Origin of the sequence: Xylanimonas oleitrophica (assembly GCF_003244315.1) — a bacterium.
Classification (GTDB): Bacteria; Actinomycetota; Actinomycetes; order Actinomycetales; family Cellulomonadaceae; genus Xylanimonas_A; species Xylanimonas_A oleitrophica.
On record NZ_QKWH01000015.1, the window covers coordinates 1 to 24,084 of the forward strand.

Sequence of the window (24,084 nt, forward strand, 5' to 3'; positions counted from 1 at the left end):
CAGGACGTCGAGGGTGGGCTGGCTGGTGCCGGCTTCGTAGCGGCGGGTCTGGGTGACGTGGGCACCGGAACGGTAGCCCGCGACGTGACCATCGGTGCTGCCACCGGCCTGGTGGCTGGTCCGCTGGGCCGCGTGGCCAGCAAGGCTGCGGGGCCGGCGGCGCGGGCGCTGAAGGGGGCAGCTCCGGCGCGGTCTGCGTCCCGGACGGCCAGAGTGGCTGCGCGGCCACCGGCGCGGCCAGCGGCGTCGGCGCGGCCTGCGGCACGCCCGGCGGCTGCCAAGCCGGCAGGGAAGCCTGCCCAGTCGCGGTCACCGCGGTCGAGGTGGAGCAGCGGTATGCGTCGGTGCACAACCTCACCGTGGCGGTCGACCACACGTACTATGTGGCCGCGGACTCCGCGGCGCAGCCGGTACTCGTCCACAACTGCGACGCCGCAAACGCTGGAGCCCCGGCGATCAAGGCTGGATCGGCTGGCGGCGAGACTGCGGGCAAGGCGTTCCCGCGCTCGGTGAAGAACGACGTCCTGGATGACGACCCGAACGTCTGCGTCTACTGCCGAATGGAGACCGACCGGCCGCAGGTCGACCACGTCATCCCGCGCTCGCGTGGAGGCAACGCCATGCTCGACAATGCTCAGACCACCTGTTGGTGGTGCAACGCGTCCAAGGGAGCCCGAGACTTCCCGGTGAATCCGCCGCCTGGCTATCGCGGGATGTGGCCTCCGGATTGGTGGGGGCTGTTCCCGTGAGTGTGAGAGAAGCTGTCCATCGCGAACCCGTGTGGCGGGATCGGTCGAACTTCATCATCGCCATCGATGTCGACCCGGCCGACACGAACGTGACGACCGAGCAACTCTGGGCGCGCAAGGTCGATGATCGGCACTTCGAGCTGTGTTGCATCCCGTTCTTCGCGTACGACCTCGCGTTGGGCGACGTCGTCGAGGTGGACGCCGACTACATGGTTCGCCGGGTGTCCACCGCTTCGGGGCGCTACGTGTTCCGCGTCTACTTCGAGCGCGGCAACTTTGGGAACCGCGACTCGACAGTCGAGGAGCTGGAAGCGCTGGGTGCCCAGGTCGAGTGGTCGTCGCCCAGCTTGCTCGCCGTCGATGCTCGCGACCAGAAGCATGCCCAGCAGGTAGCCGACTACCTGCACGAGCAGGAGAAGGCCCAGCGGCTCATGTACGAGACCGGCAAGACCGCCTGAGCCGGGTCAGCTGCTGCGCGCGAGCCGGCGGGCTTGGTGTCGTAGCAGGACGGACTCGATGAGGTTGATGACGGTGTTCTTCTCGTCGTCGTCGAGCTGGTTGAGTGCTTCGAGGTGGAGGCGGAGCTGGTCGTCGGCGGGACCGCGCTCATCTTCGTTGAAGACCAGAGCGTCGGTGCTGACGGAGAGGCCGACGGCGAGGGCGAGGGCCCACAGGACGTCGAGGGTGGGCTGGCTGGTGCCGGCTTCGTAGCGGCGGGTCTGGGTGACGTGGGCACCGGAACGGTAGCCCGCGACGTGACCATCGGTGCTGCCACCGGCCTGGTGGCTGGTCCGCTGGGCCGCGTGGCCAGCAAGGCTGCGGGGCCGGCGGCGCGGGCGCTGAAGGGGGCAGCTCCGGCGCGGTCTGCGTCCCGGACGGCCAGAGTGGCTGCGCGGCCACCGGCGCGGCCAGCGGCGTCGGCGCGGCCTGCGGCACGCCCGGCGGCTGCCAAGCCGGCAGGGAAGCCTGCCCAGTCGCAGCCTGCCAGGACGGGCTGCAGCAACAGCTTCGTGCCGGGCACGCTGGTGGTTCTTGCTGACGGGACGCGCAAGCGCATCGAGAAGGTCCAGGTCGGGGACAGGGTTCTTGCGGCCGACGAGAAGACCGGTCAGAAGACCGGTGGGCGTGAGGTCACGGCGCTGATCCCCGGAGAGGGGCTCAACACGCTGGTGACGGTCACGTTGACTGATGACCGTGCGCACACGCAGCAGATCGTGGCCACGGACGAGCATCCGTTCTGGGTGCCGAAGGTCCAGGCCTGGGCGGATGCGATCGACCTGGCTGCCGGGAACTGGTTGCAGACCTCGGCCGGCACGTGGGTCCAGGTCACCGCGGTCGAGGTGGAGCAGCGGTATGCGTCGGTGCGCAACCTCACCGTGGCGGTCGACCACACGTACTATGTGGCGGCCGACTCCGCGGCGCAGCCGGTACTCGTCCACAACTGCGACGCCGCAAACGCAGCACCGAAGGTGCCGACGGTCGTGTTCAGCCGGAGCCGCGCTCCGGGTATCGCGAACACGTTTGACACCGCCGTCGCGAATGGCGCCCCGACCCGCCTGAACCGAGTGACTGGCGCGGCTCGGGACGCGAACCGACGGGCTGCGTTGCGTGGTCAGCCTCCGGCTCCGGCTGGGCAGTCGCTGGACGAGTACCCCTTCGCCTGCTCTGCTCAGGGTGGTTGCGGATCGTTCGTCAACCCGGTGCCGATCGCCGAGCAGAGTTACCAGGGCGGCGTGTTGAGCTCGTTCTTCCAGAGATTCGGGATCGGGCCCGGTGATCCCTTCGATGTGATGTTTGGACCGTGATGACTGACCTCTCCTCTTCGCTCGCGACGATTGAGAAGGCGCTGGAGCGCCTCGGCCGACGAGTCCTGCTGGAGTCGCTCCAGGGGGGCGTCCCGGCCGAGGCGGTGCGGTCCTCCCTTTCAACAGTGGATCTCCCGTCATCACCCGAGTTGGAGACGCTGTACGGGTGGAAGAACGGTACCTCGACCGCGAGCGTCGCCGCGGTCGACGACATCCATCTCTTTCCGGGCTTCTACCTGCTGTCCCTCGAAGACGCACTCGCCAACTACCGAGCCTTCGCGAACGACGCCCGGTGGACGGTCGGCTGGCTGCCCCTGTTCGCCAACGGTGGCGGTGACTTCTACGTCCTCGACCTCAGCCAGGCAGCAACGGGGCCCGTGCGTCATTTCAGGATCGAGGAATCCGAGCATCCGATCGAGTTCGGCTCACTGGACGCTCTGACGGAGACGCTGGCTGCGGCGTTCAACCGAGGGATCTTCTTCGTCGACCCCAGCGGCTATCTGGAGATGGACGACCTCGTTTTCGCGGGCGTCGCCGCCGAGCTCAACCCCGACATCGCATGGTGGCGCGACTGAGCTGAGCTCGGCGTCAGCCACCTTGAGTGATGGTGAGCCGGGCCTGCCTGGTCCGGGTGGTGATCGGCTGAAAGGGCGGTTGATGTTCGAACATTTCCGCGCGCAGTACGCGACGCTCCGGGACGCGGCCTCCGCGACGGGAGCGTCCTGGCGCGACGAGCGGTTCGCTGGCGTAGAGGGATATGCCGAGTTCATGGCCGAGTTCGCCGGTGCCTCCTTTGGTGGCGGGCTATATCGGGTGCACGAGGCGCGGTCCGGTCCGCAAGGGTTGGCCCTGGTCGTCGAGGCGTTCCCGGAGCTCGCTACACGAGTCTTGCCCTTCGGTTATGACTGGCTCGGCCGTCAGCTCGCGCTCGATACAGGCCGTGTCGATGCGGGCCAGCCTCAGGTGATTCTGCTTGAGCCAGGCACGGGCGAGGCGCTCGAGATCCCGCTGTCATTCGTGACCTTCCATGACCAGGAGCTCATCGAGTACGCGGACGCTGCGTTGGCGGCGGAGCACTTCCAGGCGTGGTCAGCAGGTAACAGTGGTGTGCTCCCGCTGCAGCGGGGGCAGTGCGTGGGGTATCGCGTCCCGTTGTTCCTCGGCGGTCAAGACACAGTCGAGAACCTTGAGGTCGTTGACTTGGACGTGTATTGGTCGATCTGTGGTCAGTTGCGTCAGTCCGTCAGGGACCTTCCACCGGGGTCCCTCGTTGACGAGGTCACGCGTGATCAGTGACGGGCGGACTGGAAGGCCGATCGCGAACGCGCGGGGAGCCTGAAAGGGCGGTTGACGTTCGGACATTTCCGCGCAGTAGGCTCGGCCGTCAGCTAGCGGTCGATACCGGCCGTGTGGATGCGGGGCAGCCCCGGGCTACCAAAGATGCCTGGCTTCGTGACAACGAAGGGCTCTGTGTTGCGTACGTATTTGCCAACTGGACAACTGTGAGGTATGCGTGGCCTATACATTCGCAGTTCTTGCTAGGGTTGACGATCCGGACAGGACGGTCGACGTCGACTTCCTCGCAGAGGCGGTCGGGCTCGCGACAGTTCCCGATCTGAGGAGGCTCGGTCCTTCCTCTTCAGACTTCCATGTGGAGGTCGCGGGTGGCACTCTTTACGCGGAGGTCGATGCAGATCCGAGCCTTGTCTCGTGGTATGTGAATGGCGTAGCCCAAGGCAAGTTTAGGTCTGGGCGCGAGGCGAACGTCGTCGTTTCGTGGACCGCGTCCGGGGCCAATCCTGCACTTGACCCGATGTACGAGATCACTGAGAGAATCTTGAGGGGTGTCCATTTCGTCGTATGGGACGAAGTCGGCGGGGCTCGGGAAGGCTGGTAGCCAGCATGTGACGCCTCGCGTCGCTCTGCGGTCATTTGCGTCAGGGCGTCCGAGGGCTCTACGACGGCACTGTGCGAATCGACGGGCGTTGGCTCGGAGTTAAAGTTGAGGGAGGCGGCGCGAGAAAACCTCCGTCGCCACGCGATTTCGACGAATGGCTGGATTCTCCTGGGAATTCCGTGGGGGCGTCCGACGGCCGCAGTCTGACCGGCGTAATTGACGTGTGGATTGACCGATGATGCCCTGTCCTCGAACGTTTGATCGGAGGTTCGCGTGAGTTTTGACCTTGGCTTCTGGCGAGACGGTTCCCTCGCGTCTGACGAGGCGGCCGCTGAAGTGTACGGGCGGCTCATCGATGGGGAACTTCCTGACCACCAGCCTCCGACCGCGCTAGTGTCGCGTGGAACCCCCCAGACCGCTTGGCCTCACTGCCTCTCCTGCGCACGGAGGCAAGGCGGAGTGGTTTCTCAGATCGTGCAGAGCGCATCCAAGGGAAGAGGTATGTCCTTCTGATGTCGAAGATGCTTGTCGCCTTCGAGGTCGCGGCGCCCTATGGATGCCTCGCCCTGAGAGATACGGAGGCGGACGGGGACGTGTCGGGGTGGGAACCGGATACGCACCGATGGTACGCAGATCGAGGAGCGGCGATCTTCGGTGTCCGCCCAGGTGTGGACGGTGCCGCGCGGTGCGGCTGAGTTGGGGTACGGGCGTCAAATTGACGTATTCACGGGGCGGCTCGCGGACGATCTGCCTCACATAACCTTCAATCCGGTAGGTTGAAAATGGACCCTGAGATCATTGATCGGCGCGGAAATCTGCGGCTCGTACGTGACCCTGAGCGGAGGTTCCCGGGGCTCCTTGTTCAGGGGGACTCGCTCGCGAACCTCCTTGAAGACCTCGAACAAGAGCTTCCTGACGGACTCGCTACTCAGACTGTTCGCGAGTGGCTGTCACTTTACGAGGAGATGATGGCCGCTGCAGGTGTTGCCCTTCCGTACGTTCGGTGAAGTGTGATCACGAATAGAGCGCGTTTCACCGGCGCAGGCAATGGCTCGGCACGAGTTGCGCCCCAGGCTCAAGTCCGTCCTGCGCCGGTCCGCCGCACCGCAGGTGAAGCCCGCGTACGGTGGGCCCCGTGACGAACCTGAGCGACGTGCGCCTGGCGATGCTGGGCACGGGGAACATGGGAGAGGCCGTGCTGGCGGGTGCGCTGCGGGCGGGCCTGGCGCCGGAGCACGTGACGGCCACGGTGCGCCGCCCGGAGCGGCTGCAGGAGCTGGCCGACCGCCACGGGGTGCGCACGACGACGGACAACGTGGCCGCCGTCGAGGGCGCCGACGTCGTGGTGATCGCGGTGAAGCCGAAGGACGTGGCGGCGATGCTCACGCAGGTGGGGGACGCGCTGCCTCACCACGCCGTGGTGGTGAGCGTGGCGGTGGGTCTGCCGACGTCGTTCTTCGAGGATCGTCTGCCGGCGCGTCAGCCGGTGGTGCGGGTCATGCCGAACACGCCGGCGGCGATCGGTGCGGGCATGTCGGTGCTGAGCGCGGGCGAGTCGGTCACGGACGAGCAGGTCGCCCTGGTGGAGGCGGTGCTGGCGGGCACGGGTGACGTGGTCCGCGTGCCGGAGGCCTACCAGACGCCCGCGGCGGCGATCTCGGGTTCCGGCCCCGCCTACGTGTTCTACGTGCTGGACGCCCTCACGGAGGCGGGCGTCGCTGCGGGCCTGCCGCGTGACCTGTCGAGCCGCCTGGCCCGGCAGACGCTGCTGGGCTCGGCCCGGCTGATCGCGGAGACGGGGGAGCACCCGGCCCTGGCCCGCGAGCGCGTGACCTCGCCGGGCGGTACGACGATCGCCGGCCTGCGCCGTCTGGACCAGGCGGCGGTGCGGGCGGCGTTCATCGACGCCGTCGCGGCGTCCTGCGAGCGGGCCGAGGAGATCGCGGCCGAGCTGGGGGACTGAGGTGGCCGCCGGTCGCCCGCCGGCGATGTCCGACGTCGCCGCGCGGGCGGGGGTGTCCCACCAGACCGTCTCGCGCGTGCTGAACGCGCACCCGAGCGTGCGCCCGGCCACCCGTGAGCGGGTGCTGGCGGCGATCGAGGAGCTGGGCTACCGGCCCAACCGGGCGGCGCGCGCGCTGGTGACGGCGCGCAGCACCACCGTCGGCATCCTCACGGTGGGCAACGCGCACTTCGGCCCGGCGAGCACGGTGCTGGCCGTGGAGGCCGCAGCGCGCGCCGAGGGCTATTTCGTGTCCGTCAGCTCGCTGGCTGCGTACGACGCCGCGGCGGCCGCAGTCGCCCTCGACCAGCTCGTGGACCAGGGCGTGGACGGTGTCGTCGTCGTCGCGCCGCTGGAGGACGTCGCCCACGTGGTCGACGACGTCGCACCGACGCTGCCGGTGGTGGTGGTCGCCGCGCGCCCAGGGGTCCCGACGACGTCGCCCGCGCGGTACGTGTGCGTGGACCAGCGGCGCGGCGCCCAGATGGCTACCGAGCACCTGCTGGACCTCGCGCACACCGCCGTCGTGCACGTGGCGGGGCCGGGCGGGTGGTTCGACGCCGTCGAGCGGGCCGGGGGCTATCGCGAGGCGATGGAGGCCCGCGGCCTGGAGCCGGTGGTGGTCGAGGCAGGTGACTGGTCGGCCCGCCGCGGGTACGAGGTGGGGGAGCGGCTCGCCGCCGAGGTGCGCGAGGCCGGCGGCCCCACGGCCGTGGTGGCGGGCAACGACTACCTGGCGACGGGCCTGCTGCGCGCGTTCTGGGAGCACGGCGTCCGGGTGCCGCGGGACGTCTCGGTGGTGGGGTTCGACGACATCGAGGGCAGCGCCTACCTGGTGCCGGCGCTGACCACGGTGCGTCAGCCGTTCGCCGCGCTGGGGCAGGCGGCGATGCGGACGCTGCTCCAGGAGCGGTCGGGCCAGCAGCCGGGCCGGCCGGGGCCGCCGAGCCACCCGCACCAGCGGCCGGAGCGGGGCCACGACGACGGCCCGCGGGTCGCGGCCGTCATCGAGCCCGAGCTGGTGGTGCGGGGCAGCACGGCCGTGCCACGGTAGGTGCCGGACGGTGGCGCCCACCCAGATGTGAGCGTTAACATCAGTGCACCGGAGGCCCGCCGCCCCGGTGACGATCGACGACGCCGGGCGAGGACGCGCGGCGAGGACGGAGCACCGCGCCATGGCGCAGCACGACGCGACGGCGGTCCGCGCCGCCATCACCACGGGCCGCACGTCCCTCGGGATCGAGCTCGGCTCCACCAACATCAAGGCCTGCCTGGTGGGCCCCGACAACGCTCCGCTCGCCAGCGGCAGCCACGCCTGGGAGAACCGGCTCGAGGACGGCGTGTGGACGTACTCGCTCGACGACGTCCGCACCGGCGTGCAGCAGGCGTACGCGGCCCTGGTGGCCGACGTCGAGCAGCGCTACGGCGTGCGCCCCGAGACGTTCGGTTCCCTCGGCGTCTCGGCGATGATGCACGGCTACCTCGCCTTCGACGAGGCCGGAGAGCTGCTGGTGCCGTTCCGCACCTGGCGCAACACCTCCACCGGCCCGGCGGCAGCCGAGCTCACCGAGGCGTTCGGGCAGAACATCCCCCTGCGCTGGTCGGTCGCCCACCTCTACCAGGCGGTGCTCGACGCCGAGCCGCACGTGCCCCAGGTGCGCTCGTTCACCACGCTCGCCGGCTACGTCCACGAGCTCCTGACGGGGCAGCACGTGCTGGGCGTCGGCGACGCGTCGGGCATGTTCCCCATCGACCCGGCCACCCACGACTACGACGCCGCGCTGCTGGCCCGCTTCGACGAGCTGGCCGCGGCCCACGGAGCGCACCTGCGCATCGCGGACCTGCTGCCGCGCGTGCTCCCCGCCGGGGCCGACGCCGGCACGCTCACGGCCGAGGGCGCCGCGCTCCTGGACCCGACCGGCACGCTGCGGCCGGGCGTGCCGCTGTGCCCGCCCGAGGGCGACGCCGGTACCGGCATGGTCGCCACCAACGCGGTGGCGCCCCGCACCGGCAACGTCAGCGCGGGCACCAGCATCTTCGCGATGGTGGTGCTGGAGAAGGCGCTCGAGCGCGTGCACCACGAGATCGACGTCGTCACCACGCCCGCCGGCGACCCGGTGGCGATGGTGCACTGCAACAACGGTGCCAGCGAGCTGGGGGCGTGGGTCGACCTGTTCGGCGAGCTCACCGCGGCGCTCGGCCACGACGTCGACCGCGGCGAGATCTTCGGCGCGCTCCTGCGCGCCGCCCTCGACGGCCAGGCCGACGGCGGCGGCCTGCTCGCCTACAACTACCTGTCGGGCGAGCCCATCACCGGCCTCGACGAGGGCCGCCCGCTGTTCGTCCGCACGCCCGGCTCGCGCCTGGACCTGGCCGGGTTCGCCCGCGCCCAGGTCTACGGCGTCTTCGCCACCCTCAGCCTCGGCATGCGCGTGCTGGCCGAGGAAGGCGTCACCGTGGACTCGATGTTCGCGCACGGCGGCCTGTTCCGGACGGCGGGGGTGGCCCAGAGCCTGCTGGCCGCCGCCGTCGGCGCTCCCGTGGCCGTGGGCGACACGGCGGCCGAGGGCGGCGCCTGGGGCATCGCCGTGCTGGCCGCCTACCAGCGCGCGACGGCCGACGGCTCCGCCTCCGGCCGCGACCTCGGAACCTGGCTGGCGCAGGAGGTCTTCGCGGACGCGCAGACCGTCGTCGCCGAGCCCGACCCGGCCGACGTCGCCGGCTACGCCACCTACCTCGACCAGTACGTCGCAGGCCTCGCCGTCGAGCGCGCCGCGACCGAGTCCATCTGAAGGAGCGAGTGATGACCACCACCGAGGTGCCCGCCGCGATGCGGGCCGCCGTCGACGCCGCCAAGGAGCGCGTGGCCGCGCTGCACGCCGAGCTGCCCCGCTGGGAGCTGGTGGTGTGGACGGCGGGCAACGTGTCCGAGCGGGTGCCCGGCACCGACGGCCACCCCGACCTGTTCGTCATCAAGCCCTCGGGCGTCTCCTACGACGAGCTGGACGCCGAGGCCATGGTCGTCTGCGACCTGGACGGGAACCTCGTCGAGGGCACCCGCAACCCGTCGTCGGACACCGCGGCCCACGCCTACGTCTACCGGCACATGGACCACGTGAACGGGGTGGTGCACACCCACTCCACGTACGCGGCGGCCTGGGCCGCCCGCGGCGAGGAGATCCCCTGCGTCCTGACGATGATGGCCGACGAGTTCGGCGGCCCGGTGCCTGTGGGGCCGTTCGCGATCATCGGCGACGACTCCATCGGCCGCGGCATCGTCGAGACGCTCACCGGCCACCGCAGCCCCGCCGTGCTCATGCAGAACCACGGCCCCTTCACCATCGGCAAGGACGCCAAGGCCGCCGTCAAGGCCGCCGTCCTGCTCGAGGAGGTCGCCCGCGCGGTGCACGTCTCGCGCCAGCTCGGCGAGCCGCTGCCCATCCCGCAGGACGCGATCGACTCCCTGTACGCCCGCTACCAGAACGTCTACGGCCAGCGCTGACGCTGCGCCCCCGAAGGAGAACGAGCATGAGCAAGCCCTACGCCGACCGCGAGGTCTGGTTCTTCACCGGCAGCCAGGACCTCTACGGCGAGGAGACCCTGCGCCAGGTGGCCGAGCAGTCGCAGGAGGTCGCCCGCGCCCTCGACGCGTCCGCCGACGTGCCCGCCACGATCGTGTGGAAGCCCGTCCTCAAGGACGCCGCCTCCATCCGCCGCGCCATGCTGGACGCCAACAGCGACGACCGCGTGCTCGGCGTCATCACGTGGATGCACACGTTCAGCCCGGCCAAGATGTGGATCTCCGGGCTCGACGCGCTGCGCAAGCCGCTGCTGCACCTGCACACGCAGGCGAACGTCGAGCTGCCGTGGGACAGCATCGACTTCGACTTCATGAACCTCAACCAGGCGGCCCACGGCGACCGCGAGTACGCCTACCTGGCCGCCCGCCTGGGCGTGGCCCGCACCACCGTGGTGGGCCACGTGTCCAACCCGGCGGTCACGCGCCGCGTGGGCACCTGGGTGCGCGGCGCCGCGGGCTGGGCCGCCACCCACGAGCTCAAGCTGGTGCGGTTCGGCGACAACATGCGCAACGTCGCCGTCACCGAGGGGGACAAGACTGAGGCGGAGCTGCGGTTCGGCGTCTCGGTCAACACCTGGGGCGTCAACGACCTCGTGGCCGCCGTCGACGCCGTGGCGGACGCCGACGTCGACACCCTCGTGGCCGAGTACGAGGAGCTGTACGACGTCGTGCCCGAGCTGCGCCGCGGCGGTGACCGTCACGAGTCGCTGCGCTACGCCGCCCGTCAGGAGATCGCCCTCGAGACGTTCCTCGAGTCGGTCGGCGCCAAGGCGTTCACCACCAACTTCGAGGACCTGGGCGACCTGCGCCAGCTCCCCGGCATCGCCGTGCAGCGCCTCATGGGCAAGGGCTACGGGTTCGGCGCCGAGGGCGACTGGAAGACGGCCGTGCTCGTGCGGGCCGCCAAGGTCATGGGCGAGGGCCTGCCGGGTGGCGCCTCCCTCATGGAGGACTACACCTACGACCTCACGCCGGGGTCCGAGCTCATCCTCGGCGCCCACATGCTCGAGATCTGCCCCTCCCTGACGACGTCGAAGCCGCGCGTGGAGATCCACCCGCTCGGCATCGGCGGCAAGGAGGACCCGGTGCGCATGGTGTTCGACGCCGACGCCACCGAGGGCGCCGTCGTCGTGTCGCTCGCGGACATGCGGGACCGGTTCCGCCTCACGGCCAACGTGGTCGACGTCGTCGCTCCGCCCGCCCCGCTGCCGCACCTGCCGGTGGCGCGCGCGGTGTGGAAGCCGCGCCCCTCGTTCGAGGTGTCGGCCGAGGCCTGGCTGACCGCGGGCGGCGCGCACCACACGGTGCTGTCCACGGCGGCCGGCGTCGAGGCGTTCGAGGTGTTCGCCCAGATCGCGCGCACCGAGCTGCTCGTCATCGACGAGTCCACCACGCGCCGCGGGTTCGCCGACCAGGTGCGCTGGAACGCCGCCTACCACCGGCTGGCCCAGGGGCTCTGAGGAGCCTGGAGAACGTCGTGCCGGGGTGGTCGTCGTGCGACCGCCCCGGCACGACGGCGTGCTGGGGGGCTCAGGCCTCCGGCACCGTGGAGCCGCGGACCACCAGGCGCGGCTCGATGGCCTCGACGCCGGGGTGGTCGCTGCCGTCCAGCGCGGCGAACAGCCGCTCGGCCGCGCGCCTGCCCATGTCCTGGAAGCGCATGTCCACGCTGGTGAGCCCCGGGCGGGACCCGGAGATCATCGGTTCCCAGTTGTCGAACCCGACCACGGCGACGTCGTCGGGCACCCGCACGCCACGGTCGCGCAGGGCGTCCAGGACGCCGCGCGCGATCTGATCGCTGCCGCAGACGACGGCGTCGACCGGTTCGTCGGCGTCCAGCAGTGCGGCGACGGCCGCGCGCCCCCAGGCTTCCGACCACGAGCCGTAGCGGACGGGACCCACGTGGTCCAGCCCGGCCTCGGCGAGGGCGGCCCCCGCCCCGGCGGCACGGTCACGGGCCGCGGAGTACGAGACGTCACCGGAGACGTGGGCGACGTGCCTGCGCCCGGTGGCCAGCAGGTGCTCGACGGCCGCGCGCCCGGCCCGCACGTTGTCGACCACCACCGAGGAGTCGGCCGGGTCGGTCGAGGGGGCATAGGCGTAGACGACCGGAACGGGGACCTTGCTGCCCAGCGGCGGGCGCGGGTCCGTCTTGGAGCCCACGACGATGAGGCCGTCGACGCGGCGCCCCAGCAGGGCCTTGAGGTGGTGCTGCTCACGGATCGCGTCTTCCCGCGCGTCGCACAGGAAGACCGACATCTGGCCCGCGCCGAAGGCGTCCTCCGCGCCCATGAGGATGGGGAGCGAGAAGCGGCCGTCGAGGTCGTTCGTCAGCAGCCCGACGGTGCCGGAGCGGCCAGCGAGGATGGACTGCGCGAGCGTGTTGGGCGTGAAGGCGAGCCGCTCGGCCACCTCCGTGACGCGCCGTCGGGTCTCCTCGCTCACCTCGTCGCGGCCGTTGAGGGCCTTGGACGCGGTCGCGACCGAGACCCCGGCGAGCTGGGCGACGTCGCGCAGCGTGACCTTCCGGGCGCGGCTCGGGCCGACGGAGCTGGCCACGGGTACCTCCTGCTGCTGGGTCGGCGGACCGCCGAGACGCGAAAACCTTCTCACGAGAACATCCTTGCACTCTCGCGCAGCCAATGTTAGCGTGCCCGAAAAGGGTTTCGGGGACTTTCGGGCATCGCCGTCCGGGTCCTCACCCCGCCTCGACGAGGTGACGGGGTGCCCTTCGACTCCCGGGCCCCGCCCGGCGCATCACCTGGAGCATCGATGAGGATCCACCGCAACGACGCGCACACGTTCTCCGCCCGCCGTCTCGCCACGACGGCGGCCGCCGTCGCCGGAGCCCTGGCGCTCACCGCCTGCTCGGGAGGCGGCAGCACCGGCACCGGGGGCTCCGCCACCGGTGGCGACGGCACCGTGACCGTCTGGCACTACTTCACCGACGAGCAGCAGGTGCGGCTCATGGAGGAGTACAAGGCCATGTTCGAGGCCCAGCACGAGGGCGCCACCGTCGAGAACGTCTTCGTCCCCTACGACCAGATGAACTCCAAGCTCATCTCGGCGGCAGGCGCCGGCCAGGGCCCCGACGTCGTCGTCTTCAACGGCGCCGAGGCCTCCACCCTCGCTCTCGCAGGGGCCCTCGCCCCCCTGGACGAGCACTGGGACGCCTTCGCCGACGCCGACCAGTTCCCTGACAGCGTCATCCACGAGGTGGACGGCACCATGTACGCGGCGCAGGGCTACGTCAACCTCCTCGGCCTCTGGTACAACGCCGACATCCTCGCCGAGATCGGCGTCGAGCCGCCCACCACGATGGACGAGCTCGAGTCCGCCATGGCCCAGGCCAAGGAGGCCGGGTACCAGGGCATCACCCTCTCGGGCCTGCCCAACTCCCAGGGCGAGTGGCAGGCGTACCCCTGGCTCACCGACGCCGGGTTCACCTACGAGGCCCCGGACGCCGGGGCGCTCGAGGCCGGTCTGGGCCGGGTGCGCGGCTGGGTCGAGCAGGGTTGGCTGCCCCAGGAGTCGGTGAACTGGGACCAGACGGTGCCGTTCCAGCAGTTCGCCGCCGGCGGGTTCGCCTTCGCCGCCAACGGCAACTGGCAGCAGGGCACCGCCGAGGCCGACGCGCAGTTCGAGTACGGTGTCGTGCCGCTGCCGGTCGGCACGGACGGCAAGGTCTACCTGGGTGGCGAGGGCCAGGCCATCGGCGCCCACAGCGACGACCCCGAGCTCGCGTGGGACTACCTGGAGGCCACCTACTTCTCGACCGAGGGTCAGCTCCTCGCCCCGGAGATCGTGGGCTCCATCCCGTCGCGGGCCGACGCCGCCCAGGACGAGGTGGTCACGAGCAACACCCTCCTGGCCCCCTTCGCGGAGTCGATCGAGCGCTCGGGCGCCAACTACCCGGACGGCGTCGTCCCGGCCGAGGCGGTGGCCGACCTGCAGCTGGCCATGGGCCAGGCCTGGAGCGCCGTCATCGGTGGCCAGCGCACCGCCGCCGACGCCGCGCGCGGCGCCCAGGCGACGCTCGAAGGGCTCCTCGGCTGATGTCCGGCGCCCCCACCCTGGCCGGTGCCGCGGCGGTCGCCGAGGCGCCGGTCGAGGGGAGCAGCCGGCCGACGCGCCCCGACACCCGGGCGGTCCGCGCCTCGCGGCGCAGGGTCGTGTTCCTCCTGCCCGCCGCGGCGCTCATGGGGGTCCTGGGAGTCTTCCCGCTGCTCCAGCTCGTCTGGATGAGCCTGCACGACGTCACCCAGCGGACCATCAACGCCCCCGGGTGGCAGTTCGCAGGCCTCGAGAACTACGCCCAGGGCTTCGCGGCCGGGGAGAGCGGGCCGGCGCTCGGCCGCACGCTCGTGGTCGTCCTCGTGGTGACGGTGCTGGGCATGGTCGGCGGGTTCACCGCCGCCGTGGCCCTGCGCACCGCTGGCCGCTGGTCTGGCTTCCTCCTGGCCCTCATGGTGTTCGTGTGGGCGCTGCCGCCTGTGGTCAACGGCTCCGTCTGGAAGTTCCTGCTGGGCGACGGTGGGCTCGTCAACACCGTGCTGCTCGCCCTCGGCGCCCAGACCCCCGTGCCGTTCCTCTACGACACCACGTGGGCGCTGCTGTCCGTCGCGTTCGTCGGCGCGTTCGCCGTCATCCCCTTCAACGCCCTCGTGTACCGGGCGGCGCTCCTGACCATCGACCCCGAGGTCTTCGAGGCCGCCGCGCTCGACGGCGCCACGAGGTGGGGAGAGGTGCGGTACGTCATGATCCCGGCCGTCCGTGCCACCACGCTCGTGCTGCTCGTGCTGACGATCGTCTACGCGTTCCGCAGCTTCGACTTCATCTACGTCATGACGTACGGCGGGCCTGGCACGGCCACCAACACGCTCCCGTTCCTGGGGTACCTGCAGGCCTTCAGCCGCTACGACTACGGGCTCGGTGCTGCGACGTCGGTCCTCGCCGTCGTCGGTGTGCTCGTGCTGGCCGCGGTCTACGCCCGCAGCATCCGCAAGGAGGAGGCCGACTCGTGAACCTCAAGGCCGGCCCCGTGGCCGTCACCGTCAAGGCAGCCTTCACGCTGCTCTACGGTCTGCCGATCCTGTGGATCGTCCTGACCTCGCTCAAGAGCTCGTCCGACGTCTTCGGGACGCAGTCGAGCCTCCTGTTCCGCCCCACCCTGGACGCGTACGCCCGCTCGCTGGACGGCGCGCTGCTCACGGCGCTGGGCCAGTCGGTCACCATCGCGACCGGCACCACCGCGCTCGTCCTGCTGGTCGCGGTGCCCGGCGCGTACGGGCTCGCACGCACCCGCGGCTGGGTCGCCACCGTCGGGCTGGGCCTGCTGGTGGTGCTCCAGATGCTGCCGCAGACGGCCCAGGTCATCCCGCTCTTCGACCTGCTGGGCAACTGGGGGATGCTCGACCAGGTGGGAGCCGTGATCCTCGCGGACGCCGCGCTCCTGACCCCCTTCGCGACTCTGCTGCTGCGCCCGTTCTTCAGGTCCGTCCCGCCCTCGCTGGAAGAGGCGGGGGCGCTCGACGGCGCTGGGACCCTGCGCACGTTCTGGTCGATCGCGCTGCCGATCGCCCGCAACGGCGTGCTGACGGTCGCGTCGATCACGTTCCTGCTCGCGTGGGGCGAGTTCCTCTATGCGGTGCGGTTCTTCCTCACCCCGGGCAAGTACCCGCTCTCGGCGCTGCTGTCCCAGCAGGTCTCCGCGTTCGGCATCGACTGGCCCGGGCTGATGGCGCTCGCCGTGCTCACGTCGATCCCGATCCTCATCGTCTTCACCGCGACCTACCGGCTGCTGCGCGACGGGCTCACCGTCGGCGCCGTCAAGTGACAGCCCGGTCGCTCTCCCTCTCACCTCTACCTGAAGGACCTCCCATGACCGTCACGCACCCGGCCGGCACCGGCCTGCGCCCGGAGGCGGGCGCCCACGCCGGCCTCCCGTTCGTCCCTTCCTCGAGCCGCTGGCGCCCGTTGGGGCTCGGCGAGGTCACCCTGGACGGCGGCTTCTGGGCCGAGCGCCAGGAGCTGAACGCCTCGGCGCTGATCCCGCACGTGGAGCGCTGGGTGGAGCGCATGGGCTGGGCGGGCAACTTCGACGCCGCCGCGCAGGGCCGCCTGCCCGGGGCCCGGAGGGGCCGCGAGTTCTCCGACTCGGAGATCTACAAGCTGCTGGAGGCGATGGCCTGGGAGGTGGGCCGCACGGGGGACGCCGACCTGGACGCCCGCCTGCGGCGGCTGACGGCCCGGGTGGCCGCGGCGCAGGAGCCGGACGGCTACGTGAACACGATGTTCGGCCGGTCGGGGCAGGGGGAGCGTTACAGCGACCTGCAGTGGGGCCACGAGCTGTACTGCTTCGGTCACCTGATCCAGGCGGGGGTGGCGCGGGCGCGCACGCACGGCGACGACGAGCTGGTGCAGGTGGCGGTGCGGGCAGCCGACCACGTGTGCCGCCAGTTCGGCCCGGACGGCGACCAGCGCGTGTGCGGCCACCCGGAGATCGAGGTGGCGCTGGTGGAGCTGTACCGGGTCACGGGGGAGCGTCGCTACCTGGACCAGGCGCGCGCGTTCGTGGACCGCCGCGGGCACGGGGTGCTGGGCGACATCGAGCTGGGTGCCACGTACTACCAGGACGACGTGCCGGTCCGGGAGGCGGAGGTGCTGGCGGGGCACGCGGTGCGGGCCCTGTACCTGGCCGCTGGGGCGGCGGACGTGGCCACGGAGACGGGCGACGAGGAGCTGCTGGGCGCCGTCGTGTCGCAGACGCTGGCGACGCTGGCGCGGCGCACGTACCTGACCGGTGGGATGGGGGCGCACCACGAGGGCGAGTCGTTCGGGGTGGACTTCGAGCTGCCGCCGGACCGGTCGTACTCGGAGACGTGCGCGGGCGTGGCGTCGGTCATGCTGAACCACCGGCTGCTGCTGGCCACGGGCGACGCCCGCCACGCGGACGCCGTGGAGCGCACGCTGTTCAACGTGGTGGCGACGTCGCCGGCGGAGGACGGGCAGGCGTTCTACTACACGAACACGCTGCACCAGCGGGTGCCCGGCCGTGAGGTGGACCCGGACGTGGCGAGCCCGCGCGCCGCGTCGAGCCTGCGGGCGCCGTTCTTCGAGGTGTCGTGCTGCCCCACGAACCTGACGCGCACGTTCGCGTCGCTGGGGGCGTACGTCGCGTCGCAGGACGAGGCGGGCGTGCAGCTGCACCAGTACGCCGCGGCGACGGTGCGTGCACACCTGGCCGGGGGCGCGGTGGTGCTGCGGGTGCGCACGAGCTACCCCGACGAGGGCCGGGTCGAGGTGGAGGTGGTCGAGGCGCCCGCGGGTCCGTGGGAGCTGACGCTGCGGGTGCCGGCGTGGGCGAGCGGGGCGGTGGTCCGCAGCGCGCAGGGGGCGCGACGGGCCGAGCCGGGCTACGTGCAGGTGGCGGGCCCGGCGGCCGGCGAGGTTGTCGTGCTCGAGCTGCCGGTGGCTGCGCGGTGGACGTGGGCCGACCCGCGGGTGGACGCGGTGCGGGGCCAGGTCGCCGTGGAGCGGGGCCCGGTGGTGATGGCGCTGGAGTCGGTGGACCTGGGCGCCGACGTCGCGGGGGCACGGGTGCGCACGGACGTGCCGCCGGTGGACGACGGTGGCCAGGTGCGGGTGCCGGTGCGCACGGTCGAGGCCGTGGACGGTGACTGGCCGTACGGTGACGCGCCGGCGCGCGAGGTGGGCCGTGGTGCGGGGGAGCGCCTGGTGCCGCTGGTGCCGTACCACTCGTGGGCCGAGCGGGGCCCGTCGACCATGCGGGTGTGGATCCCGCAGGGCTGACGGTCCGGCGTCGGTGCCAGAAGGAGCGCACGGTTCTCCGTGCGCTCCTTCTGGCATGTTGGGCCTGGCGTCTCGGGTCTGGCGTCCTGGCCCTGACGCCGGGCCGGGCGCGCCCCCTGCGCGCGCCCGGGTGCGGGTCACGCCGTCGTGAGCGTCCCTGCCAGGGCCGTCCAGGACTCGGGCTCGAGGCGCACGGTGGTGCGCGCGCCCTGGGCGGGGCGCACCGCCGTCGTGACGTCGACGGGGCCCCAGCACCGCTCTGCCACGCGCGCCGCGTGCTGCGGGCCGTGCACGGCCGGCTCGTGGTCGGCGAGCATCCGCAGCCCCTCGTGCACGGCGAGCGCGGAGCCGACGTGGTCGATCTCCACCTCGACCGGCTCGGCGGACCTGTTGGTGAGGAACAGGGCCAGCGCGCCGTCGTCGTCCACGGTGGCGGCCGCCGTCACCACGGGCACCTCGCCGTGGCGGGCGGTGCCGTACGACGGCGTGGTGACACGCACGTCGAGCGCCTCGCCGCGGGCGAGGCGCGCCGTCGTCGCGAACGGGTGGAAGGTGGGCTGGCGCCAGGCCTCGCCGCCGGGTTCGGTCATGATCGGTGCGATGACGTTGACGAGCTGGGCGAGGGCCGCGACGGGGACGCGGTCGGCGTGGTTGAGCAGGGTGACCAGGAGGTCGCCGACGACGACGGCGTCCAGGCCCGAGTAGACGTCCTCGATGATGCGCGGGGCGTCCCGCTGGATCGGGAGGTTCTTCTCGCCGGGGAACCGGGACTCCAGGTACCAGACGTTCCACTCGTCGAAGCTGATGGTGATCTTCTTGTCCGAGCGGCGCTCGGCGCCGACGGCGTCCGCCGAGGCCACCACGCGGTCCACGAAACGGTCCATGGCGGTGCCCGAGGCGAGGAAGGAGCCGCGGTCGCCGTCGAGCTCCTCGTAGTAGGCGTGCATGGAGATGTGGTCGACGATGTCGTACGTGTACGACAGGACGGTGCGCTCCCACTCGCCGAAGGTGGGCATCTGCATGGAGCTGGACCCGCAGACGACGAGCTCGATGCTCGGGTCCACGAGCTTCATGGCGTGCCCGGCCTGGGCGGCGAGCTTTCCGTACTCGTGGGCGTCCTTGTGCCCGATCTGCCAGGGCCCGTCCATCTCGTTGCCCAGGCACCACAGCCGCACGCCGTAGGGCTTCTCGCGGCCGTTGGCGATGCGCAGGTCGGCCCAGCGGGTGCCGGCCTCGCCGTTGCAGTACTCGACGAGCGCGGCGGCCGCCTCGACGCCGCGGGTGCCGAGGTTCACGGCCATCATCGGCTCGATGCCCTCGCGCTCCGCCCACTGCAGGAACTCGTCGGTGCCCACCAGGTAGGGCTCGACGGTGCGCCACGCCAGGTCGAGGAACGGCTTGCGCTGCTCGACGGGCCCGACGCCGTCCTCCCACACGTAGTTCGAGACGAAGTTGCCGCCGGGGTAGCGGACCACGGTCACGCCCAGCTCGCGGGTGAGCCCGGCGACGTCGCCGCGGAACCCGTGCTCGTCGGCCGTGGGGTGCCCGGGCTCGTAGATGCCGGTGTAGACCGCGCGGCCCAGGTGCTCGACGAAGGAGCCGAACAGGCGGCGGTCGACGCGGCCCTTGCGGAACGCGGGGTGGAGGGTGACGCGGACGGCGTTGTCGCTCATGGTGATCCTCTGCGGAGAGTCGATTACATCGATGTACATTAGCGGTTCCCAGGCATCCGCACGAGGTGCCCCCGCCGAGGAGGAGGCGCATGGCCGTCACCATGCGGCACGTCGCCGAGCGCGCCGGCGTCTCGGTCAAGACCGTCTCGAACGTCGTCACCGGGTACCCCCACGTGCGCCCGCAGACCAGGGAGCGCGTCGAGCGCGCCATCGCCGAGCTGGGCTACCAGGTCAACCTGTCCGCGCGCAGCCTGCGGCAGGGACGCACCGGGATCATCGGCCTCGCCCTGCCCGAGCTGTCGCTGCCGTACTTCGCCGAGCTGGCCGACTCCGTGATCCGGGTGGCGGAGCAGCACGGTCTCGTGGTGCTCATCGAGCAGACCGGAGCCGATCGGGCCCGCGAGCTCGAGGTGCTGCACAGCGAGCGACGACGCCTCACCGACGGCCTGCTGTTCTCCCCGCTGGCGCTGGAGCCCGACGAGACGGCGCTGCTGGAGGTCGGCTACCCCCTGGTGCTGCTGGGGGAGCGGATCTTCGACGGGCCCGCCGACCACGTGACCATGGCGAACGTGGAAGGTGCCCGTGCCGCCACCACACACCTCGTGGAGCGCGGCTGCCGGCGTATCGCCGTGCTCGGCGCTCACGAGGGCGAGCGCATGGGGTCCGCGGTGCTGCGCCTGGAGGGATACCGGGCGGCGCTGGCCGACGCCGGCCTCCCGTTCGACCCCGCGCTGGTCGGCCCCGCCGGGGCGTGGCACCGGTCCACCGGCGCCGAGGCGATGGCGCGGCTGCTCGACACGGGGGCGGATGTCGACGGCGTGTTCGCCATGAACGACGCGCTCGCGCTCGGCGCGCTGCACACCTTGCACCTGCGCCGTGTGGCCGTGCCGCAGGAGATCGCCGTGATCGGGTTCGACGACGTCGACGACGCCCGCTACTCGCAGCCGCCGCTGAGCTCCGTCTCGCCGGGGCGCGAGCAGATCGCCCGGACGGCGGTGCAGCTGCTCGTGGAGCGGATCGCCGGGTCCGTGGTGGCGCCCCGGCGGGTGGTGGCGGACTTCGAGGTGGCGGCGCGGGAGTCGACGGCGCGCTGAGGCGCCGGGATCCCGGCGCCCGCCGTGGCGGGCGCCGTCCCTGTCAGGGCCGCGCGGAGAACCGCTCCAGCAGGTCGGCGTGCCCCGAGCAGACGATGAGGTCGTTCGAGCTGACGCGGGTCTCGGGCGTGGCGTACTGGAACTCGATCCCGGGGGACTTCACGCCGATGACGGTGATGCCGTACCGCTGGCGGATGTTCGACTGCGCCAGCGTGAAGCCCTGCATCTCCTTGGGCGGGCGCATCTTGACGATGGTGAAGCCGTCCTCCACCTCGATGTAGTCGAGCATCTTGCCGCTGACGAGGTGCGCGACGCGGGAGCCGGCGTCGGCCTCGGGGAAGACGACGTGGTGGGCGCCGATGCGCTGCAGGATGCGCCCGTGCTCGGACGACACCGCCTTGGCCCAGATCTGCGGGGTGCCCAGGTCCACCAGGTTGGCGGTGACCAGCACGGACGCCTCGAGGGAGGAGCCGATGCCCACGACGGCGACGCCGAAGTCGCGCGCACCCAGCTGCTCGAGCGCCTCGGGGTTGGTGGCGTCTGCCTCGACCAGGGGCAGGCGCCCCGACCACTGCGCCACCAGCCGCTCGTCCCGCTCGACGGCCAGCACGTCCTGACCGAGGCGGTCGAGCGTGGAGGCCAGCGCGGTGCCGAACCGGCCGAGCCCGATGATGAGCACGCCGGCGTCACGCTCGGGCGTCTTCTTCTCCCTGTCGGGCACGGAGGTCCTCTCAGCCGATGATGGGGCGTTCCTCGGGGAAGCGTACGATGCGGCGCCGGTCGCGCAGGGCCAGGGCGGCGGCGAACGTCATGGTGCCGGTGCGGCCCACGAACATCAGTGCGCACAGCACGTACTTGCCGGCGTCCGGCAGGTTCTGCGACAGCCCCGTCGACAGGCCGCAGGTGGCGAACGCGCTGATCACCTCGAACAGCACGATGTCGAGGGACTCCCCGGTGATCTCCAGCAGCACCAGGGAGCTGACCAGCACCGCGGTGGCGCCCACGAACACGACCGCGATCGACAGGCGCAGCGTGTCGCGCGGGATGCGGCGGCCGTAGGCCTCGATGTCCCGGTCGCCGCGCGCCTCCGCGACGATCGCCAGCAGCATGACGGCGAGCGTGGAGACCTTGATGCCGCCCGCGGTGGAGGCGGACCCGCCGCCGACGAACATCAGTGCGTCGGTGATGAGCCAGCTCGACTCGCGCATCTCCGCGACGTCCACGGTGGAGAACCCGCCCGAGCGGGGCATGACGGACGCGAAGAGGGACGCGAGGAGCTTGTCGTCGAAGGACAGGTCGCCGAACGTGCGCGGGTTGTTCCACTCCATGAGCGCCATCAGCACCCAGCCCACGAGCACCAGGACCGCGCTCGTGGCGATCGTCAGCTTGGTGTGCAGGGACCAGCGCGACCAGTAGCGGCCTCGGCCGGCCTTCTTGCGCGAGGACAGCACGTTGAGGATCACCGGGAAGCCGAGAGAGCCCACGAACACGCCGAGGATGATCGGCAGGCACAGGAACCAGTCGCCGGTGTGCGGCATGAGCCCCTCGGGCGTGGGCACGAACCCGGCGTTGTTGAAGGCCGAGATGCCGTAGAAGATCGCGTGCCACGCGGCCTCGCCCACCGTCTCCTGCAGCACCAGGAACCGGGGGAACAGCATCAGGGCGATCAGCAGCTCGAGAGACGTGGAGGTGATGATCACGACCCGCACGAGCGAGCCGACCTCGCCCAGCTTGTCCGTCTTGGTCTCCGAGGCGGTGAGCATGCGCTGGGTCAGGCCGATGCGGCGGGAGACGGCCAGGCCGAGGATGGAGGCCAGCGTCATGACGCCGAACCCGCCGACCTTGATGGCCAGGAGGATGACCACCAGGCCCCACGCCGACCAGTAGGTGCCGGTGTCCACGACCGTCAGCCCGGTGACGCAGACCGCCGAGATCGCGGTGAACAGGGCGTCGACGAACTGCGCCCGCTCGCCCGAGGCCGTCGCCCAGGGCATGAGGAGCAGCACGGTGAACAGCCCGCACACCCCGAGGAACGCGGTCACCGCCAGGCGGGCGGGGGACTGCCGGGCGAGCCGTTCGACGAGCTCGCGGCCCGCGAAGATGCTGTCGCGCACGCGTGCCACCGCGTCTCCTTCCGTCGGTCCGCCCGGGCGGACGCCGGACCAACTCTGCCACGGGAGTCGGCTACCGTGGCGGGCATGCGTCTGGCACGGCTCGTCTGGGGCCCCGAGCTCCTGCGGTACGACTTCGGCCGCGGGCACCCCATGGCACCGGCCCGGCTCGATCTGACCATGCGGCTCGTGGGAGAGCTGGGGCTGCTCGCCTCGCCCGAGCTGGAGGTCGTGCCGGCGGCCGTGGCCCCCGACGCCCTGCTCGAGACGGTTCACGACCCCGCCTACGTCGCCGCGGTGCGCCGTGCCGACGCCGGCACCCCCGACCCGCTGCGGGGCCTGGGCACCGAGGACGACCCGGTGTTCCCCGGCATGCACGAGGCGGCGGCCCGGCTCGTAGCCGGGTCGGTCGACGTCGCGCAGGCCGTGTGGGACGGCGCGGTGCAGCACGGTCTGAACATCGCCGGCGGCATGCACCACGCCCGCCGGGACGCGGCGTCGGGCTTCTGCATCTACAACGACGCGGTGGCGGCCGTGCAGCGCCTGCTGGACCAGGGCGCGCGGCGCGTGGCGTACGTGGACCTGGACGCCCACCACGGCGACGGCGTCGAGCAGATGTTCTGGGACGACGACCGCGTGCTGACCGTCTCGGTGCACCAGGACGGCCACACGCTGTTCCCCGGCACGGGCAACGCCGCCGACGTCGGAGGGGCGGGTGCCGAGGGCACCGCCGTCAACGTCTCGCTGCCGCCCCGCACCGGGTCGGGCGCCTGGCTGCGGGCCGTGGACGCCGTCCTGCCTGCGGTGGTACGCGAGTTCCGGCCCGACGTGATCGTCTCGCAGCACGGGGCCGACGCCCACCGGCGCGACCCGTTGTCCGACCTGCGCGTGGGCGTGGACGCCCAGCGCACGGCCGCCCGCTGGGTCCACGACCTGGCGCACGAGCTGTGCGACGGGCGCTGGGTCGCGCTGGGCGGTGGCGGCTACGCCGTCGTCGACGTGGTGCCGCTCGTGTGGTCGTCCCTGGTGGCGGAGGCGCTGCACACGCCGCTCGACCTCGGCCGGCCGCTGCCGACGGCCTGGCGCGAGCACGTCGAGTCCATCTCGGGCCTCGACGCCGCGCGCTGGCTCGGCGTCGAGACGGTGGAGTGGCGGCCGTGGGGCGAGGGGTACGACCCGGCCGACGACGTGGACCGCAGCGTGCTGGCCACCCGCAAGCACGTGTTCCCCCTGTGGGGGCTGGACCCTTACCAGGACTGACAGGGCTCGCACGGGCCCTCCCGGACGCTCGGTTCGGGTCCGCGCGGTCCATCAGGTACCCTGAGGGACGGACTTTTCTGTGTTGGTCGGCGGCCGGTCCC

Annotated in this window: 22 protein-coding genes and 1 pseudogene; 18 read left to right on the forward strand and 5 right to left on the reverse strand. The window is 71.6% G+C overall.

Annotated elements, in window-relative coordinates; genetic code table 11:
* Positions 1 to 323 precede the first annotated feature (323 nt).
* Both DNL40_RS16510 and DNL40_RS14355 read left to right on the forward strand, forming a co-directional pair.
* Positions 324 to 749 (forward strand): HNH endonuclease, encoded by a 426-nt coding sequence (locus tag DNL40_RS16510; RefSeq protein ID WP_218926075.1) that lies wholly within the window; start codon positions 324 to 326, stop codon positions 747 to 749.
* Entirely contained in the window at positions 746 to 1,207 is a 462-nt protein-coding gene (locus tag DNL40_RS14355) for a DUF4265 domain-containing protein (protein WP_218926076.1), read from the forward strand. The genes DNL40_RS16510 and DNL40_RS14355 overlap by 4 nt, the downstream gene beginning before the upstream one ends.
* Before the next feature lie 6 nt (positions 1,208 to 1,213).
* Here DNL40_RS14355 and DNL40_RS16970 read toward each other — a convergent pair.
* Positions 1,214 to 1,486, reverse strand: a pseudogene (locus DNL40_RS16970) (RstR family transcriptional repressor); the annotation flags it as partial.
* 288 nt (positions 1,487 to 1,774) lie between these two features.
* Here DNL40_RS16970 and DNL40_RS16975 point away from each other — a divergent pair.
* The 10 genes from DNL40_RS16975 to araA all read left to right on the forward strand — a co-directional run bounded on the left by DNL40_RS16975 (position 1,775) and on the right by araA (position 11,493).
* On the forward strand, positions 1,775 to 2,554 hold the full coding sequence (locus DNL40_RS16975) for a polymorphic toxin-type HINT domain-containing protein (RefSeq protein WP_342766652.1): 780 nt from the start codon (positions 1,775 to 1,777) through the stop codon (positions 2,552 to 2,554).
* Positions 2,554 to 3,129, forward strand: coding sequence for an SMI1/KNR4 family protein (locus tag DNL40_RS14370; protein WP_146252105.1), 576 nt, complete (start codon positions 2,554 to 2,556; stop codon positions 3,127 to 3,129). The genes DNL40_RS16975 and DNL40_RS14370 overlap by 1 nt, the downstream gene beginning before the upstream one ends.
* An 82-nt stretch (positions 3,130 to 3,211) precedes the next feature.
* On the forward strand, positions 3,212 to 3,850 hold the full coding sequence (locus DNL40_RS14375) for a T6SS immunity protein Tdi1 domain-containing protein (protein ID WP_111251957.1): 639 nt from the start codon (positions 3,212 to 3,214) through the stop codon (positions 3,848 to 3,850).
* Between the two features lie 217 nt (positions 3,851 to 4,067).
* The gene (locus DNL40_RS16245; protein ID WP_146252106.1) at positions 4,068 to 4,451 is read left to right on the forward strand and encodes a hypothetical protein; all 384 of its coding nucleotides are present in this window, start codon (positions 4,068 to 4,070) and stop codon (positions 4,449 to 4,451) included.
* 782 nt (positions 4,452 to 5,233) lie between these two features.
* Complete coding sequence (locus DNL40_RS16250) at positions 5,234 to 5,458, forward strand: DUF6959 family protein (RefSeq protein ID WP_146252107.1); 225 nt, start codon at positions 5,234 to 5,236, stop codon at positions 5,456 to 5,458.
* A gap of 128 nt (positions 5,459 to 5,586) precedes the next feature.
* Complete coding sequence (gene proC, locus DNL40_RS14380) at positions 5,587 to 6,414, forward strand: pyrroline-5-carboxylate reductase (RefSeq protein ID WP_245885959.1); 828 nt, start codon at positions 5,587 to 5,589, stop codon at positions 6,412 to 6,414.
* Positions 6,415 to 6,439: 25 nt separating this feature from the next.
* Positions 6,440 to 7,507 (forward strand): LacI family DNA-binding transcriptional regulator, encoded by a 1,068-nt coding sequence (locus DNL40_RS14385; protein ID WP_111252031.1) that lies wholly within the window; start codon positions 6,440 to 6,442, stop codon positions 7,505 to 7,507.
* Between the two features lie 121 nt (positions 7,508 to 7,628).
* Positions 7,629 to 9,245 (forward strand): xylulokinase, encoded by a 1,617-nt coding sequence (locus DNL40_RS14390; RefSeq protein WP_111252032.1) that lies wholly within the window; start codon positions 7,629 to 7,631, stop codon positions 9,243 to 9,245.
* A gap of 11 nt (positions 9,246 to 9,256) precedes the next feature.
* Positions 9,257 to 9,955: an L-ribulose-5-phosphate 4-epimerase gene (locus DNL40_RS14395; protein WP_111251958.1), complete on the forward strand. Its 699-nt coding sequence runs from the start codon at positions 9,257 to 9,259 to the stop codon at positions 9,953 to 9,955.
* 26 nt (positions 9,956 to 9,981) lie between these two features.
* Positions 9,982 to 11,493 (forward strand): L-arabinose isomerase, encoded by a 1,512-nt coding sequence (gene araA / locus DNL40_RS14400; RefSeq protein WP_111251959.1) that lies wholly within the window; start codon positions 9,982 to 9,984, stop codon positions 11,491 to 11,493.
* Positions 11,494 to 11,563: 70 nt separating this feature from the next.
* Here the strand turns inward: araA and DNL40_RS14405 are convergent, their stop codons facing one another.
* Positions 11,564 to 12,592, reverse strand: coding sequence for a LacI family DNA-binding transcriptional regulator (locus DNL40_RS14405; protein WP_111251960.1), 1,029 nt, complete (start codon positions 12,590 to 12,592; stop codon positions 11,564 to 11,566).
* A 213-nt stretch (positions 12,593 to 12,805) separates the two neighbouring features.
* Between DNL40_RS14405 and DNL40_RS14410 the strand changes: the two genes are divergently transcribed.
* Genes DNL40_RS14410 through DNL40_RS14425 form a run of 4 tightly spaced genes read left to right on the forward strand, consistent with a single transcriptional unit; the run spans position 12,806 to position 17,845 of the window.
* Entirely contained in the window at positions 12,806 to 14,089 is a 1,284-nt protein-coding gene (locus DNL40_RS14410) for a sugar ABC transporter substrate-binding protein (RefSeq protein WP_111251961.1), read from the forward strand.
* Positions 14,089 to 15,057 (forward strand): carbohydrate ABC transporter permease, encoded by a 969-nt coding sequence (locus DNL40_RS14415; protein WP_111251962.1) that lies wholly within the window; start codon positions 14,089 to 14,091, stop codon positions 15,055 to 15,057. The genes DNL40_RS14410 and DNL40_RS14415 overlap by 1 nt, the downstream gene beginning before the upstream one ends.
* Positions 15,054 to 15,869 (forward strand): carbohydrate ABC transporter permease, encoded by an 816-nt coding sequence (locus tag DNL40_RS14420; protein WP_111251963.1) that lies wholly within the window; start codon positions 15,054 to 15,056, stop codon positions 15,867 to 15,869. The genes DNL40_RS14415 and DNL40_RS14420 overlap by 4 nt, the downstream gene beginning before the upstream one ends.
* A gap of 44 nt (positions 15,870 to 15,913) precedes the next feature.
* Positions 15,914 to 17,845: a glycoside hydrolase family 127 protein gene (locus tag DNL40_RS14425; RefSeq protein WP_111251964.1), complete on the forward strand. Its 1,932-nt coding sequence runs from the start codon at positions 15,914 to 15,916 to the stop codon at positions 17,843 to 17,845.
* A 137-nt stretch (positions 17,846 to 17,982) separates the two neighbouring features.
* Here DNL40_RS14425 and arfA read toward each other — a convergent pair whose 3' ends face one another.
* Positions 17,983 to 19,518: an arabinosylfuranosidase ArfA gene (gene arfA, locus DNL40_RS14430; protein WP_111251965.1), complete on the reverse strand. Its 1,536-nt coding sequence runs from the start codon at positions 19,516 to 19,518 to the stop codon at positions 17,983 to 17,985.
* Positions 19,519 to 19,607: 89 nt separating this feature from the next.
* Here arfA and DNL40_RS14435 point away from each other — a divergent pair, with 89 nt between their 5' ends.
* Positions 19,608 to 20,612 (forward strand): LacI family DNA-binding transcriptional regulator, encoded by a 1,005-nt coding sequence (locus DNL40_RS14435; RefSeq protein ID WP_111251966.1) that lies wholly within the window; start codon positions 19,608 to 19,610, stop codon positions 20,610 to 20,612.
* A 43-nt stretch (positions 20,613 to 20,655) separates the two neighbouring features.
* Here DNL40_RS14435 and DNL40_RS14440 read toward each other — a convergent pair whose 3' ends face one another.
* Positions 20,656 to 21,333 carry a potassium channel family protein gene (locus tag DNL40_RS14440; protein ID WP_111251967.1) on the reverse strand — a complete coding sequence of 226 codons (678 nt, stop codon included), beginning with the start codon at positions 21,331 to 21,333 and terminating at the stop codon, positions 20,656 to 20,658.
* A 10-nt stretch (positions 21,334 to 21,343) separates the two neighbouring features.
* Entirely contained in the window at positions 21,344 to 22,735 is a 1,392-nt protein-coding gene (locus DNL40_RS14445) for a TrkH family potassium uptake protein (protein ID WP_111251968.1), read from the reverse strand.
* A 75-nt stretch (positions 22,736 to 22,810) separates the two neighbouring features.
* On the opposite strand from DNL40_RS14445, the gene DNL40_RS14450 reads away from it, so the two are divergent.
* Positions 22,811 to 23,983, forward strand: coding sequence for an acetoin utilization protein AcuC (locus DNL40_RS14450; protein ID WP_111251969.1), 1,173 nt, complete (start codon positions 22,811 to 22,813; stop codon positions 23,981 to 23,983).
* Positions 23,984 to 24,084 lie beyond the last annotated feature (101 nt).

Excerpts from the sequence above, each read along its gene's own strand:
- DNL40_RS14370 (WP_146252105.1), top strand. The coding sequence starts at position 2,554 with ATGACTGACCTCTCCTCTTCGCTCGCGACGATTGAGAAGGCGCTGGAG.
- DNL40_RS14375 (WP_111251957.1), top strand. The coding sequence starts at position 3,212 with ATGTTCGAACATTTCCGCGCGCAGTACGCGACGCTCCGGGACGCGGCC.
- DNL40_RS16250 (WP_146252107.1), top strand. The coding sequence starts at position 5,234 with ATGGACCCTGAGATCATTGATCGGCGCGGAAATCTGCGGCTCGTACGT.
- DNL40_RS14385 (WP_111252031.1), top strand. The coding sequence starts at position 6,440 with ATGTCCGACGTCGCCGCGCGGGCGGGGGTGTCCCACCAGACCGTCTCG.
- DNL40_RS14390 (WP_111252032.1), top strand. The coding sequence starts at position 7,629 with ATGGCGCAGCACGACGCGACGGCGGTCCGCGCCGCCATCACCACGGGC.
- DNL40_RS14395 (WP_111251958.1), top strand. The coding sequence starts at position 9,257 with ATGACCACCACCGAGGTGCCCGCCGCGATGCGGGCCGCCGTCGACGCC.
- araA (WP_111251959.1), top strand. The coding sequence starts at position 9,982 with ATGAGCAAGCCCTACGCCGACCGCGAGGTCTGGTTCTTCACCGGCAGC.
- DNL40_RS14410 (WP_111251961.1), top strand. The coding sequence starts at position 12,806 with ATGAGGATCCACCGCAACGACGCGCACACGTTCTCCGCCCGCCGTCTC.
- DNL40_RS14415 (WP_111251962.1), top strand. The coding sequence starts at position 14,089 with ATGTCCGGCGCCCCCACCCTGGCCGGTGCCGCGGCGGTCGCCGAGGCG.
- DNL40_RS14425 (WP_111251964.1), top strand. The coding sequence starts at position 15,914 with ATGACCGTCACGCACCCGGCCGGCACCGGCCTGCGCCCGGAGGCGGGC.
- arfA (WP_111251965.1), bottom strand. The coding sequence starts at position 19,518 with ATGAGCGACAACGCCGTCCGCGTCACCCTCCACCCCGCGTTCCGCAAG.
- DNL40_RS14435 (WP_111251966.1), top strand. The coding sequence starts at position 19,608 with ATGGCCGTCACCATGCGGCACGTCGCCGAGCGCGCCGGCGTCTCGGTC.
- DNL40_RS14450 (WP_111251969.1), top strand. The coding sequence starts at position 22,811 with ATGCGTCTGGCACGGCTCGTCTGGGGCCCCGAGCTCCTGCGGTACGAC.